The sequence below is a fragment of the Qipengyuania triglochinis genome (assembly GCF_054655615.1).
This window is the reverse complement of the sequence record NZ_BAAHND010000001.1, coordinates 318,833-330,891: the sequence shown is the minus strand read 5'-3', so window position 1 is coordinate 330,891 and position 12,059 is coordinate 318,833. Positions and strand designations below refer to the sequence as shown.

Here is a 12,059-nt window from a genome sequence, read left to right as displayed (position 1 = left end):
ATGGCTGAATACGACTACGACGTTCTCGTCATCGGCGCTGGCCCGGGTGGCTATGTTGCCGCGATCCGTGCTGCACAGCTGGGCCTCAAAACCGCATGCGCCGAAAGCCGCGAAACCTTGGGCGGCACCTGTCTGAACGTGGGTTGCATACCCTCCAAGGCGATGCTGCACGCATCCGAGTTCTTCGATGCCGCGGCAAACGGCGCAATGGCAGATATGGGCATTGAAGTTGCCCCGAAACTCAATCTCGACAAGATGCATGCCCAGCGCCGTGATGCGGTAAAGGGTTTGACCGGCGGGATCGAGTTCCTGTTCAAGAAGAATAAGGTCGACTGGAAAAAGGGCCATGCCACTTTTCAGGATGCTCACACCGTGAAGGTGGGGGACGAGACCGTAACCGCGAAGAACGTCATCATTGCCACCGGTTCCTCTGTTACCCCGCTGCCCGGGGTAGAAGTCGACAACGACGCACAGGTTGTGGTGGACTCCACCGGTGCGCTCGAGCTTGCCTCGGTACCGAAAAAGATGGTCGTCATCGGCGGCGGTGTAATCGGCCTGGAACTGGGTTCTGTCTGGAATCGCCTCGGGGCCGAAGTGATCGTGGTCGAGTATCTAGACAAGTTGCTGCCCGGCATGGACGATGATGTCCGCAAGGAAGCGGCCAAGATCTTCAAGAAGCAGGGTATGGAATTGCGTCTGTCGACCAAGGTCACAGGCTGCAGCGTCGACGGTAAGAAAGCAACACTGACGCTTGAACCTGCTGCTGGCGGCGATACAGAAACGCTGGAAGCCGATTGCGTCCTGGTATCTATCGGCCGTCGTCCGAATACCGACGGCCTCGGCCTAGAAGCGATCGGTTTGGAAACGAACAAGCGTGGTCAAATCGAAGTCGATCATGATTTCCGCACCGCTGTCGACGGCGTCTGGGCTATTGGCGATGTCGCCCCCGGCCCGATGCTCGCGCACAAGGCGGAAGATGAAGGCATTGCTTGCGCCGAGAACATTGCCGGACAGACTGGTATCGTTAACCACGATATCATTCCGGGCGTGGTCTATACGTGGCCAGAATTCGCCGGCGTCGGTCTTACTACCGAAGAAGCCATCGACAAGATGGGCGGCGACAAGACCAAGGTAAAGATCGGCAAGTTCCCGATGATGGCGAACAGCCGTGCCAAGACCAATCACGAACCCGATGGCTTCGTGAAGATCATCGCCGAAGCTGATACCGACCGGGTATTGGGCGTGTGGGCTATCGCCAGCGTGGCCGGTACAATGATTGCCCAGGCCGCACAGGCCATGGAATTTGGCGCGACGAGTGAAGACATCGCTTACACCTGCCATGCCCATCCGACGCATTCCGAAGCGATCAAGGAAGCGGCGATGGCCGTTCAGGGCAAGCCCATCCACGTTTAGACAACACATCCTGTCATAAGCGAGAGGCGATCGATCCGGCGGACTTTAGAGCTCTCCCGGACGGTCGCCTTTCCGATTCTTGGCGGAGTGTTAGTGCTCCTGTGGCACGATGCCCCCAGACATTATGCTCTGGTGAATGGCGCTGCCTTCCTGCTTGGTATGCTAGCAATACACTTTTGCCGTGCCCGGCTCATCATCGCGAACCTCCGGATGGTGAGTGGTGCCGTTCTAGTTACGTTAGCTTTACCCCTTCTTACCGGGCCAGAAGTGGATGGTGTGACCCGGTGGTTGCCGCTGGGCCCACTCGCCTTGAATTCCGGGATGCTAACGGTCCCAGTGCTTGCTCTCACAACCTCGCGGGACAAAAACTTGGGCTGGGCATTTTTGGCTGCTGCGCTCCTTATTGTATCCCTGCAGCCCGACGCTGCCGCCGCTTGCGCGGTAACTGGGGCGTTGGGCGTCTGGGCGTGGACCCAGCGACAATGGTGGGGATTATTATTCGCAGCGGCCGGGCTGATTGTCGGCAGCTTCCTCTTTCAGCTTCCTTCTCCATCGCCGGTTCCATTCGTCGAATATCTGATCCCAATGCTTTGGCAGGATATGGGGGTGCCAACCCAAGCTGTCGGCCTTGGAGTCCTCCTGCTCGCCCCAGTCTTTTACCTGCTGAGGAGCAAGCACGGCTCGCCGCCGCAGAGGCAAGCGCTCATCGTAGTCTATCTCGCATTTCTCGGATCGTCCTTCGTCGGCCCTTACCCCGTGCCTCTCGCTAGCTACGGAGCTTCGTCGATACTCGGCTTTATGATAGCTCTCGGTCATCTGTCCGAGCCGTCTCGCTCTGTAGATGACTGAGTGTTCCCTCGGGTGATTGACTTGTATTCAATTCACTAAGGTGTATTACTACAGCAATTCACCAAGGGAGGGACTATGAAACAGCTTCGCCGGGCCGCTTTGGCCTTAGCCCCCGCAATGATCGTGTTTGGCTCAACCACCGGCTTGGCCCAGGATGCGGAGCGGATGGACGAGGCCGTCTCCGCGTCTTCGCAAGACAACAGCTTCATGGGCACCGCACTCGTCGCCATCGGAGATGAAATCCTGCTCGACAAGGGCTACGGTTCGGCAAATCTGGAATGGGATATTTCCAATACCACCGATACGAAATTTCGGATCGGCTCCGTGACCAAGCAATTCACAGCTGCCGCGATCCTTTTGCTGCAGGAGCGCGGCCAACTCGATATCGATCAACCGGTGAAAACCTATTGGCCGGACGCTCCGCTAAGCTGGGACGGGATCACTCTCCGGCACCTGCTGCACCATACGTCAGGTATATCTAACGTCACGAATTTCGACGAGTTTTCGCGATGGAAGTATCTCCCGACAACAAGCGACGAGATGATCTCGCGCTTCGCTGACAAAGAACTGGACTTTCCGCCGGGCGAGAAATGGAGTTACTCCAATTCGGGCTACCTCCTGCTCACCGCAATTGTCGAAGAAATATCAGGCCAGTCCTACAGCGATTTCATCGAGAAGAATTTCTTCACTCCTCTCGGTATGAGCGCCACCGCGATCGACCTAACCGCCCAGATCGTACCCAAGCGCGCATCCGGCTACTCTCCGTCGGACAGCGGCCCGCTCAATGCTGATTACGTTGATATGGGCATTCCGAGTGGTGCTGGCGCGCTTTATTCGACCACGGGCGACCTCTTGAAGTGGCAGCGTGGACTATTCGGTGGAAAGGTACTGAAGCCTGAAACGGTCGCGTTGATGACCGATCCTGCAGTCGAAGCGATGCCCGGATCGTCCTACGCCATGGGTCTGCTCGTCACCGAAGACGAGGATGGGCAATTGATCTGGCACGGCGGTGGGATTGAGGGCTTCAACGCCTTTCTGGCTCATGACCCCGAACGTGACATCACCGTGGCCGTCCTCGCCAATATCAATGGTGGAGCTGCCAACCGGCTCGGCCAGTCGCTGGTTACGCTCGCCCGCGGCGGCGAAATCGAGTTGGCATCCGAGCGGAAGGAAGTCGCAGTCGATCCAGCTAGCCTTCACGAATACGAAGGCAGTTACGAGCTTGCTCCCGGTTTTATTCTTAAATTCTGGGTTGAGGGCGATCAACTGATGACGCAGGCGACCAATCAGTCAGCTTTTCCCGTGTTCGCAAAGGGGCCTGATCAATTCTTTCTCAAAGTTGTCGACGCGAAGCTCGTCTTCGATCGAGACACTGCAGGTGAAGTCACCTCGGTCACGTTGCACCAGAACGGTGCTGTCATGGAGGGCTCCAAACAATAAGGTGATGGCGCCCGCCCCCTCTAGAGGCGGGCGCACTAAATCAAACTTCGTCAGGATAAATCGGCTGAATGTCGACTGGAATGGAAGACATTGCGGCGAACCTGCCGCGGGCCCAATCATCGAGCTTTGCGTAGCGGTCAAAGAACGCTTTGGTACCTTCGTAATCACCGCGAGCCTGCAACGTCAGTTGGTCATGAAGTAAATCACGGATGCCGGTTTCCATTTTCGCATAGTCGACAACATAGCGACGGGCTGACGCATCCCAGCGGAACGCGCCCTTCTCCTTAAGATAACCGTATTGGAGTGCAGCGCCCTTACCATGGGCCTCGTCGATACCAAAGCGCATCGAGCGGAAAAGCCCAGCCATATAGCTGGCAAGCGCGCTTTCCTTTTCCGACATGGGCAATTCGCCTTTCTCCATCATGAACATGAGGTTCCACATGCCCATGACATCGGCCTTGGATTCCTCGAGCGCTGAATATTGCTCCTTCAGTTCCTCGTTCACCGTAGTCTGACGGCCGTCGACCATGATCGTGCCAGGGCCGAGGCTATGTGAAAGTTCGTGGAACAGGGTGAAAAGTTCCATGTACTTCTTCGCCACAAGTCCCGCCTGATCAGGCTTGAGAACGACGTCCCCGATAGGATCGAGTATCCGCTCGTACTTGGCGCCCAGCACATTGGCGAGAATGACCTTCTTTGCCCCCTTAGCCTCACGCACACGCTCGTCGTTCGGCAGATTGAAAGCGATGGTTTGCACACCGGGTACATTATCGCCGCCGCCGTGGACCTGATCCGCTACTGCGATTGGGCTTTCGAAGCCACGCTGGAAATTCTTGTGCTCGTCTTCGATCGGAAGGTTTGCTTCCATGTCTCGCAGGTAGTTCTTGTATTTCGCCAAGGCTGCGCTCTCCTCAGGATTGCGCAGAGTGACGAAGCTTTCGAAGGCAGTCTTTGTGCCATAGAGTCGGTCGGTATAGACCTCGTAGGGCCCGATCGCGATCTCGATCGGAGTGTCTTTCAGATCCATCCATGCCATTTCGCTCTCGAAATAGTCGTCCGTCACGAAGGACCGGGCCCGAAGCGACAGGAATTTCTTGAGGCTCGGATTTGTGGTGATCTGAGCGGCCTGCTGAAGAAGCCGCGATGCGGGAATTAGCCACTCGGCGTATTCTTCGCTGTAAGGCACCGCGACGAGCCGATCGCCGTCGCGCTTTACGACGGTATAGGGATCGAGGAGATCTGCGCGCTGGTCGGGATTGGCGGCAAGATACGCATCGAACTCGCCGCGTGTGAGATCGAGGGGATAAAAGCCGGCGCCCTCAGGTAATTCTTCGGTTCCCCAGAAGGGATGAAATTCATCCAGGTCATCCCACGCCCCGTAGTACCGGTCGAACATGGTGAGCAGTAGATCCCGATCCCCGCGCTTGCTCCGGCTGATTGCCTGACGGACCTCCGGGTTGGCGGCGAAGCGCTGACGAAGATAAATCTCATCCATATAGCTGCTTGCATCGATCAGCAGATTGACCACCTGCCGTTCTTCTTCAGTCAGATAGCTGGTGTCAGGGTTCATCTCGATTACGGCGAGCTTCGCGTACTGCGCTTGAAGGTCGTAACCGTCGCTCATCGCTGCGCCATCGCTCCCGAGCCCGGCGTCAGTCGTTGTCGGCGCGCAAGCGGCCGTGGCAAGCAGGAGCGGAAGAATGGCGTGGCGCATCTGGAAATTCCTTCGTCTCGAAATAGTAGCAACGCCCCTAAACGAGAATATCGGCATTGTCTTCCGGAGCGATTGACCCTGACGCGCTATGACGCAACACAGGTTCGAGAGGAGACTTGTTTGGCCTACCCCACCCTAACGCAATTGCCCGGCGCACTGGAAACTGCAGCCATGATCGCACGGGGTGATTTGTCGCCTCTGGAAGCCGTCGATTCAGCGATCAACCGCATCGAACGTCTGGATGCCCGGATCAATGCGGTAGTAGTTTGCGATTTCGACCGTGCCCTTGCCACAGCGAAAGAGCTGTCGACATCGCCTTCCACCCAAAACCGTCCGCTCCTTGGCGTACCGATGACGATCAAGGAAAGTTTCGACATTGAAGGCTTGCCGACCAGCTGGGGCCACACCGCCTATGCGAATAACATCGCGAAGCATGACTCCGCGGTGGTCCGCATGCTGAAGGAAGCTGGCGTCGTCTTCCTTGGCAAGACCAACGTTCCTCCCGACCTTGCAGATTGGCAATCGGCCAATCCGGTTTATGGCCGCACGCACAACCCTCATGATCATGAGAGGTCGCCAGGCGGGTCTTCCGGCGGTTCGGCAGCCGCAGTAGCCAGCGGGATGGTCCCGTGCGAATTCGGTACGGATATCGGAGGCTCTGTTCGCGTGCCCGCGCACTTCTGCGGTATATGGGGTCATAAGACGAGTTGGGGCCTGATCAGCAAGGAAGGCCACGATCACCCACTGATGGCAGGCCAATTCGCTCATGACGGGGTGCTGAGCATTGCCGGACCGCTTGCTCGGAATGCCCAGGATCTTGCGCTATTGATAGAACTGACCACGCAAATTCCTTTGCGTCGGCGGACCAAGCGGCTTGCTGATTGCCGCCTCCTCGTGTTGACGGACCATCCCTCCTGTCCGACCGACGAGGGGGTTCTCCAACCGATGGAGGCCATGGTAACCGAACTGGAAAAATCGGGAGTACGCATCGATCGGTCTACCGACAGGCTACCGGATCTAGCGAAGCAGAATTCGGATTATGTTCGCATGCTCAGCATCGCAATGGCGCGAGGAGCACCGGGCAAGGATGGCAAGCGTGCGAGCGCGACCGATTGGTTCGACCTGCTTGATATTCAGGCGCGCAATGCTCGAGCTTGGGATCAGCTCTTTGATGTCTACGATTTTGTCCTCGCCCCTCCCGCTCCTGTCCTCGCGGTTCCGAACCGCAAAGGCTCGGTCTTCGACGGCACAATCGAGATTAACGGAAGCCAAGTTCGTGGCGCCGATGCACTAGCATGGGCAGGTTTGGCGACCTTCCCGAATTTACCCGCGACTGTCCTACCCATCGGGGACACCGATGGTCTACCTTGCGGTTTGCAGATTCTGGGCCCGCTCTGGTCCGATCTCGATACGATCGCTATTGCGGAAGAGATCGGCAAACACTTGCACTCCTGAGTGCAAATGGCCAAAGGCTCCGCCGCGTAGGACGGAGGGAAAGCCATGATAAGACAGCGCGTCATGCGGCCCTTCGTCAGCTTGCACATTTGGCTTGGCTGGCTAGTCGGGCTTCCGCTCCTGATGTGGACTGTGACCGGTCTTGTGATGGTCAAACCGATTGAGGAAGTGCGCGGCAATCATCTACGAAAGGATGTAGCCAGGACACCACTGCCCGAAGATACGAATATAGCAGTCTCGCGTCCTGCGGAAAGCACGGCACCGGTACGGTCGGTCTCGACCCAGGTAGAGCGCGGCGAGGCCGTCACCCGGATCACATACATGGATGGTACGAGCGAGCGTTTCCGGCCGAACGGCGTGAGAATGTCGCCGCTCTCCGAGATCGAAGCACGCATGATCGTGGATGAGAACATTGTCGGCGGCGATAAGGTCGTAAGTTCCAGACGATTTGCAGCAGATGAAGTCCCTCTCGATTTCCGGCGTCCCATTCCGGTTTGGCAGGTAGTCCTCGCCGACGGAACGAACGTCTATGTCGGGACAGAAACCGCCGCCATCGAGGCGGTGCGGACGAGATGGTGGCGCACCTTCGATTTCATGTGGGGCTTGCACATCATGGATTTGGAAAACCGCGAAGATACCAGCCATCCCGTCCTCATTCTCTTTGCCCTAATGTCGGCCATTGGGGCCCTGCTGGGTTGTGTTCTGCTGTTTCGGCGCCGGAAGCAGCGAGCTGTCGCATCCACATGAACGAGGAAGTTCTTACCCCCGTCCTGGACTGGCTCGATCTCGCCGGCGTGATGATTTTTGCGCTTACAGGCGCTTTGGTCGCAGCCAAAGAGCGGCAGACACTGGTTACGCTGTCCTTCTTCGCCCTGGTGACTGGCGTTGGAGGGGGCACGATCCGGGACTTGCTGATCGGCGCCAAGGTATTCTGGATCGAAGACCCGTTGGTCGCACCAATTTGCCTAGGGGTCGCCATCTTTGCATGGTTCACCCCGACCCGCTGGTGGGAAGGACGTTTCCTCTCGATCGCGGATGGAGCTGGGCTCGCCGCCTATGCCGTTCTCGGTTCGGCAAAGGCACTTGAATACGGAGTTCCTGCCGTCCCCGCCGTCCTCATGGGCATTATCACGGGTACCGCTGGCGGTATGATCCGCGACGTCCTGGCGGGGCGTCCATCCATTCTCATGCGGCCTGAACTTTACGTGACAGCAGCCGCGCTATCGGCGTGCCTTACCGTTATCGGAGAACTCGCCGGATTGAGCAATTGGGGCACATGGACCGCAGCGGCAGTGGCTGGTTTCTCCCTGCGCCTTGCCGCAATCATGATGAACTTGGCTTTGCCCTCCTATGACGAGCGAGGGCCAAGAGCGGACTAAGCGCCAGCGCCAGGATAGCCGGTACCGATCACGAGATCGCCGTCGATCTCTTCGTCCCCTTTAATCGGTCCGCCGGGATAGGCAGGTTGAACGCTGGGCTCAGTGGCGGAGGTCGAATTGTCTACCCTGCTCCATTCAGAAGCATACCGATCGTCTCCATACTGGCGATCCTCATAATCCTGAACACGCTGACGGTGGTCGTCGCCGCGACCATAAGTTTGCTGTCCATCCCAGCCCCCGGAAGGCTGACTGCCGAAGTCGAACTCCACATTGCGTCCATCTTGGTCGATCCGGCATGTGAAGCTGTCCCCCAAGGAAACAGTCCCTTCCACAATCCACCCGGCAGCGTTGCGATCTACCATGTCGACCGTTTCCACACGACGTTCCCGCTCGACGGCATCAACACAAATGTCCACGGCGCGGTCGATGCCCCTCGCCCTATCATAATCGGGGCGGCTGTCGTGCCGATAGTCGGGATCGCCATCGCGGCCATCACCGCGACTGGCAGCCTTCGCAATGTGTGCGATCGCTCCGACGATTAGCACCCCCGCAACGACATCACCAAGACTGGGCCCACGGCGATAGCGATAATCGCGATACCGTCGATGCTGGGCCTTTCCGGCTTTCTCGATCTGAACCGTGGCTGGCACATGATCGGAGATAGCACCGGGCAAGTTCGTCGGATTTTCGGCTGCGGTTACCGAACTTAAGGGTAATGAGAGCGCGGCCAAAGCGGCGGACATCGTCAAATAGGTTTTCACTTTAGGCATTAGAGCCCCCCTGTCGTCACGCGCCCCCACCTGACACGATCTCAATAAGCAGCCGCCTTCCATTGTAGCTGTTCGCCTTTCAGATGGCTGAACCATGTACGCAAAAGGCCCGGATGAAGCCATCCGGGCCCTCAATCTTGTCTTGGCACTCAGCGAAGCCCGCGGATACCGCTGTAATTCACTTTGCTCACGCGACCGCGGTCAATGTAACAGGTGAAGTTCCCCGCGTCGCGTCCGCGACTGCTATAGCGGCGATCTCGCCGGTCATAACGATCGTACCGACCGCCACGATTCTCGACTTCCATGCGGCCCTTCACTCTCCATCCATACCTGGTATCGTCCACATCGCGTATCTGCGTTACCTGTGCCCAGCGATAGCCACCGTATCGGCGTGCATCGCGGTTCGCAGCGTTGACACACTGTTCGACTGCTGCACGAGGGTTGCCGCGTTGGCGATATGCTTGACGTCGGTAATCGCGACCATCGCGATAATAGGCACCGTCCCGATAATATCGATCGCCGCGATAGTAATCCCGGTCTCTGGTCGAGGAACCTGCGATTGCAGCAATACCGCCGATAATGACTGCGCCAGCAATTACCTCGCCAATTGAAATACCATCGTCCCGATCGCGCGCCTGCACGGGAGTTGCCCCGGCAAGTGCCAGTGCACCGATTGAAGCAGTCGCGATCCCACCTTTCGCGAGCGTCTTTAAATTGAATGTCATGTGAGGCTCTCCTCATTTGTTCTACCGTGGCGGGAATGCCTCGGTTGAATCGTGGCCTAGGAGAGCCGGGGTGAGACAACGCTGAATTGCGAGTGCAGCTTTCATTCAGACTTTGCGGCATTTTTATTAACGATAGGCGCCGGAGTTGACTTCGTGCCAACACAGAAAAGGCCGGAGAATTTCTCCCCGGCCTCTTTCTAACTCTGTCGAGTGGAAAGCTTATGCGTCTTCCATCTCTTCTTCGGTCATGACCGGACCGCTGTCCTGGCCCTTCGCGTCAACATCACGATCGACGAACTCGATCACAGCCATGGCTGCTGCGTCACTGCCACGGTAACCGGCCTTGATCACGCGAGTATAACCGCCTTCACGATCGGAGTAGCGCTCTGCAAGAACTTCGAAGAGCTTCTTAAGCTGCGTTTCGTCCTGCAGCTTGCTCATCGCAAGACGGCGGTTGGAAAGGCCGCCACGCTTAGCGAGCGTAATCAGCTTTTCGATATAGGGGCGCAGTTCTTTGGCTTTTGCCTGCGTGGTGAGGATCTGCTCGTGCTTGATGAGCGCAGCGCTCATGTTGCGGAACAGAGCCTTGCGGTGGCCGGTCTTGCGCTGAAGCTTACGGCCGGAAATCTTATGACGCATTGTACTTCCTTCGTTCGTAGGGGGCCCGTCTTAGGTAGCCCGATACGGGCCGGATTTGACGGGTCCGGCCCACTCCCGTGTTCAAGGTGTTAGCCCAGAAGTTCTTGTTCGAGCTTCTTGGCCATTTCCTCAATGTTCTCAGGCGGCCAGCCAGGGATGTCCATGCCAAGGCGCAGCCCCATCGAGCTCAGGACTTCCTTGATCTCGTTAAGCGATTTGCGACCGAAGTTCGGCGTACGGAGCATCTCGGCCTCGGTCTTCTGAACCAGGTCGCCGATGTAGATGATGTTGTCGTTCTTGAGGCAGTTCGCCGAACGGACCGACAGTTCCAGCTCGTCGACCTTCTTGAGAAGATAGCGGTTGAGCTGGTTGGTGTCGCTTTCCTGCGGCTCAGCAGCCTGACCGATCATCGCGGAAGTCGGCTGCGGGATGCCGTCTTCGAAGTGAACGAACAGGGTCAGCTGATCCTGAAGGATACGCGCGGCATAGGCCACGGCATCTTCTGGAGTTACGGTGCCATCGGTTTCGATGGTCAGCGAGAGTTTGTCGTAATCCAGTTCCTGGCCGACACGGGCGTTCTCGACCTTGTAGCTTACCTGGCGAACCGGCGAATACAGGCTGTCTACCGGAATGAGGCCGATCGGTGCATCGACCGGGCGGTTCATCACGGCGGGACGATAGCCCTTACCGGTGTCGGCAGTCAGTTCCATGTTCAGCGTCGCGCCTTCGTCGAGATGACAGATCACAAGATCCTTATTCATCACTTCGATGTCGCCCGAAACAGCGATGTCCCCGGCCTTCACTTCGCCAGGACCGGTTGCGGAGAGCTGAAGGCGCTTCATGCCTTCACCTTCCATCTTGAGCGCAATTTGCTTCACGTTCAGGACGATGTCGGTCACGTCCTCGCGCACGCCGGCAAGCGAGGAGAATTCATGCAGCACATTCTCGATCTTGATCGAGGTGATTGCTGCACCCTGCAGCGAGGACAGCAGAACGCGACGCAGAGCATTGCCGAGCGTCAGGCCGAAGCCACGCTCGAGCGGCTCAGCCACGAAAGTAGCCTTGCGGCCCTTATCGCCACTATCCTTGATGTCGAGGGTGTTGGGTTTCTTGAGTTCCTGCCAGTTCTTGTTGTTGACGGACATGGATTTCCCCTGGTGTGGATGCGGGCAGGACCGGAGCTCAAACGAGCGTCCGGTCCGTGAAAATGTGTCGGTGGCTCAGCGGATCCGAGCCACCAGGCAGGTACGGATCAGACGCGGCGACGCTTGGAAGGACGGACCCCGTTGTGCGGGATCGGCGTCACGTCGCGGATCGAGGTGATCGTGAAGCCCACTGCAGCAAGACCGCGCAGTGCACTTTCACGGCCCGAACCCGGGCCCTTCACTTCGACCTCAAGGGTACGCACGCCGTGCTCGGCAGCCTTGCGGCCTGCGTCGTCGGCAGCAACCTGGGCGGCATAGGGAGTAGACTTGCGGCTCCCCTTGAAGCCCATCATGCCGGCACTGGACCAGCTGATGGCATTGCCCTGCGCATCCGTGATGGTGATCATGGTGTTGTTAAAGCTGGCGTTGATGTGAGCAACACCGCTCGAAATGTTCTTTTTGTCGCGGCGCCTAACGCGGCCGGGTTCGCGTGCCATGGTTCAATATTCCTCTATTCTATCAAGAAGGGA

12 protein-coding genes are annotated in these 12,059 nt (G+C 57.7%); 5 read left to right on the top strand and 7 right to left on the bottom strand.

What is annotated here, in order from left to right:
• The gene (lpdA, locus tag ACYQ0G_RS01735) at nucleotides 1-1,413 is read left to right on the top strand and encodes a dihydrolipoyl dehydrogenase (RefSeq protein ID WP_460098610.1); all 1,413 of its coding nucleotides are present in this window, start codon (nucleotides 1-3) and stop codon (nucleotides 1,411-1,413) included.
• Between the two features lie 495 nt (nucleotides 1,414-1,908).
• Here the strand turns inward: lpdA and ACYQ0G_RS01730 are convergent, their stop codons facing one another.
• On the bottom strand, nucleotides 1,909-2,229 hold the full coding sequence (locus ACYQ0G_RS01730) for a hypothetical protein (RefSeq protein ID WP_460098608.1): 321 nt from the start codon (nucleotides 2,227-2,229) through the stop codon (nucleotides 1,909-1,911).
• A gap of 108 nt (nucleotides 2,230-2,337) precedes the next feature.
• Here ACYQ0G_RS01730 and ACYQ0G_RS01725 point away from each other — a divergent pair, with 108 nt between their 5' ends.
• Nucleotides 2,338-3,702: a serine hydrolase gene (locus ACYQ0G_RS01725; protein ID WP_460098606.1), complete on the top strand. Its 1,365-nt coding sequence runs from the start codon at nucleotides 2,338-2,340 to the stop codon at nucleotides 3,700-3,702.
• A gap of 40 nt (nucleotides 3,703-3,742) precedes the next feature.
• Here ACYQ0G_RS01725 and ACYQ0G_RS01720 read toward each other — a convergent pair whose 3' ends face one another.
• Entirely contained in the window at nucleotides 3,743-5,416 is a 1,674-nt protein-coding gene (locus tag ACYQ0G_RS01720) for a dipeptidyl-peptidase 3 family protein (RefSeq protein ID WP_460098605.1), read from the bottom strand.
• 120 nt (nucleotides 5,417-5,536) lie between these two features.
• Between ACYQ0G_RS01720 and ACYQ0G_RS01715 the strand changes: the two genes are divergently transcribed.
• From ACYQ0G_RS01715 to ACYQ0G_RS01705, 3 genes are read left to right on the top strand one after another with little or no spacing between them, the layout of a single operon-like run.
• Nucleotides 5,537-6,871, top strand: a complete 1,335-nt coding sequence (locus ACYQ0G_RS01715; RefSeq protein WP_460098603.1) for an amidase family protein — start codon at nucleotides 5,537-5,539, stop codon at nucleotides 6,869-6,871.
• Nucleotides 6,872-6,916: 45 nt separating this feature from the next.
• Nucleotides 6,917-7,618 carry a PepSY domain-containing protein gene (locus ACYQ0G_RS01710; RefSeq protein ID WP_460098601.1) on the top strand — a complete coding sequence of 234 codons (702 nt, stop codon included), beginning with the start codon at nucleotides 6,917-6,919 and terminating at the stop codon, nucleotides 7,616-7,618.
• Complete coding sequence (locus ACYQ0G_RS01705; protein WP_460098599.1) at nucleotides 7,615-8,250, top strand: trimeric intracellular cation channel family protein; 636 nt, start codon at nucleotides 7,615-7,617, stop codon at nucleotides 8,248-8,250. The genes ACYQ0G_RS01710 and ACYQ0G_RS01705 overlap by 4 nt, the downstream gene beginning before the upstream one ends.
• Here the strand turns inward: ACYQ0G_RS01705 and ACYQ0G_RS01700 are convergent.
• The 5 genes from ACYQ0G_RS01700 to rpsK form a co-directional block, all read right to left on the bottom strand.
• Nucleotides 8,247-9,020 carry a hypothetical protein gene (locus ACYQ0G_RS01700; RefSeq protein WP_460098597.1) on the bottom strand — a complete coding sequence of 258 codons (774 nt, stop codon included), beginning with the start codon at nucleotides 9,018-9,020 and terminating at the stop codon, nucleotides 8,247-8,249. The two genes, ACYQ0G_RS01705 and ACYQ0G_RS01700, sit on opposite strands and share 4 nt — an antisense overlap.
• Before the next feature lie 149 nt (nucleotides 9,021-9,169).
• Nucleotides 9,170-9,745 (bottom strand): hypothetical protein, encoded by a 576-nt coding sequence (locus ACYQ0G_RS01695; protein ID WP_460098595.1) that lies wholly within the window; start codon nucleotides 9,743-9,745, stop codon nucleotides 9,170-9,172.
• Nucleotides 9,746-9,964: 219 nt separating this feature from the next.
• The gene (rplQ, locus tag ACYQ0G_RS01690) at nucleotides 9,965-10,384 is read right to left on the bottom strand and encodes a 50S ribosomal protein L17 (protein WP_460098593.1); all 420 of its coding nucleotides are present in this window, start codon (nucleotides 10,382-10,384) and stop codon (nucleotides 9,965-9,967) included.
• An 89-nt stretch (nucleotides 10,385-10,473) separates the two neighbouring features.
• Nucleotides 10,474-11,529, bottom strand: coding sequence for a DNA-directed RNA polymerase subunit alpha (locus ACYQ0G_RS01685; RefSeq protein ID WP_460098591.1), 1,056 nt, complete (start codon nucleotides 11,527-11,529; stop codon nucleotides 10,474-10,476).
• A 107-nt stretch (nucleotides 11,530-11,636) separates the two neighbouring features.
• A complete protein-coding gene (gene rpsK, locus ACYQ0G_RS01680) occupies nucleotides 11,637-12,026 on the bottom strand; it encodes a 30S ribosomal protein S11 (protein WP_006831904.1) in 390 nt (129 codons plus the stop codon).
• Between the last annotated feature and the right edge of the window lie 33 nt (nucleotides 12,027-12,059).

Excerpts from the sequence above, each read along its gene's own strand:
- lpdA (WP_460098610.1), top strand. The coding sequence starts at position 1 with ATGGCTGAATACGACTACGACGTTCTCGTCATCGGCGCTGGCCCGGGT.
- ACYQ0G_RS01730 (WP_460098608.1), bottom strand. The coding sequence starts at position 2,229 with ATGACCGAGAGCTATCATAAAGCCGAGTATCGACGAAGCTCCGTAGCT.
- ACYQ0G_RS01725 (WP_460098606.1), top strand. The coding sequence starts at position 2,338 with ATGAAACAGCTTCGCCGGGCCGCTTTGGCCTTAGCCCCCGCAATGATC.
- ACYQ0G_RS01720 (WP_460098605.1), bottom strand. The coding sequence starts at position 5,416 with ATGCGCCACGCCATTCTTCCGCTCCTGCTTGCCACGGCCGCTTGCGCG.
- ACYQ0G_RS01710 (WP_460098601.1), top strand. The coding sequence starts at position 6,917 with ATGATAAGACAGCGCGTCATGCGGCCCTTCGTCAGCTTGCACATTTGG.
- ACYQ0G_RS01705 (WP_460098599.1), top strand. The coding sequence starts at position 7,615 with ATGAACGAGGAAGTTCTTACCCCCGTCCTGGACTGGCTCGATCTCGCC.
- ACYQ0G_RS01700 (WP_460098597.1), bottom strand. The coding sequence starts at position 9,020 with ATGCCTAAAGTGAAAACCTATTTGACGATGTCCGCCGCTTTGGCCGCG.
- ACYQ0G_RS01695 (WP_460098595.1), bottom strand. The coding sequence starts at position 9,745 with ATGACATTCAATTTAAAGACGCTCGCGAAAGGTGGGATCGCGACTGCT.
- rplQ (WP_460098593.1), bottom strand. The coding sequence starts at position 10,384 with ATGCGTCATAAGATTTCCGGCCGTAAGCTTCAGCGCAAGACCGGCCAC.
- ACYQ0G_RS01685 (WP_460098591.1), bottom strand. The coding sequence starts at position 11,529 with ATGTCCGTCAACAACAAGAACTGGCAGGAACTCAAGAAACCCAACACC.
- rpsK (WP_006831904.1), bottom strand. The coding sequence starts at position 12,026 with ATGGCACGCGAACCCGGCCGCGTTAGGCGCCGCGACAAAAAGAACATT.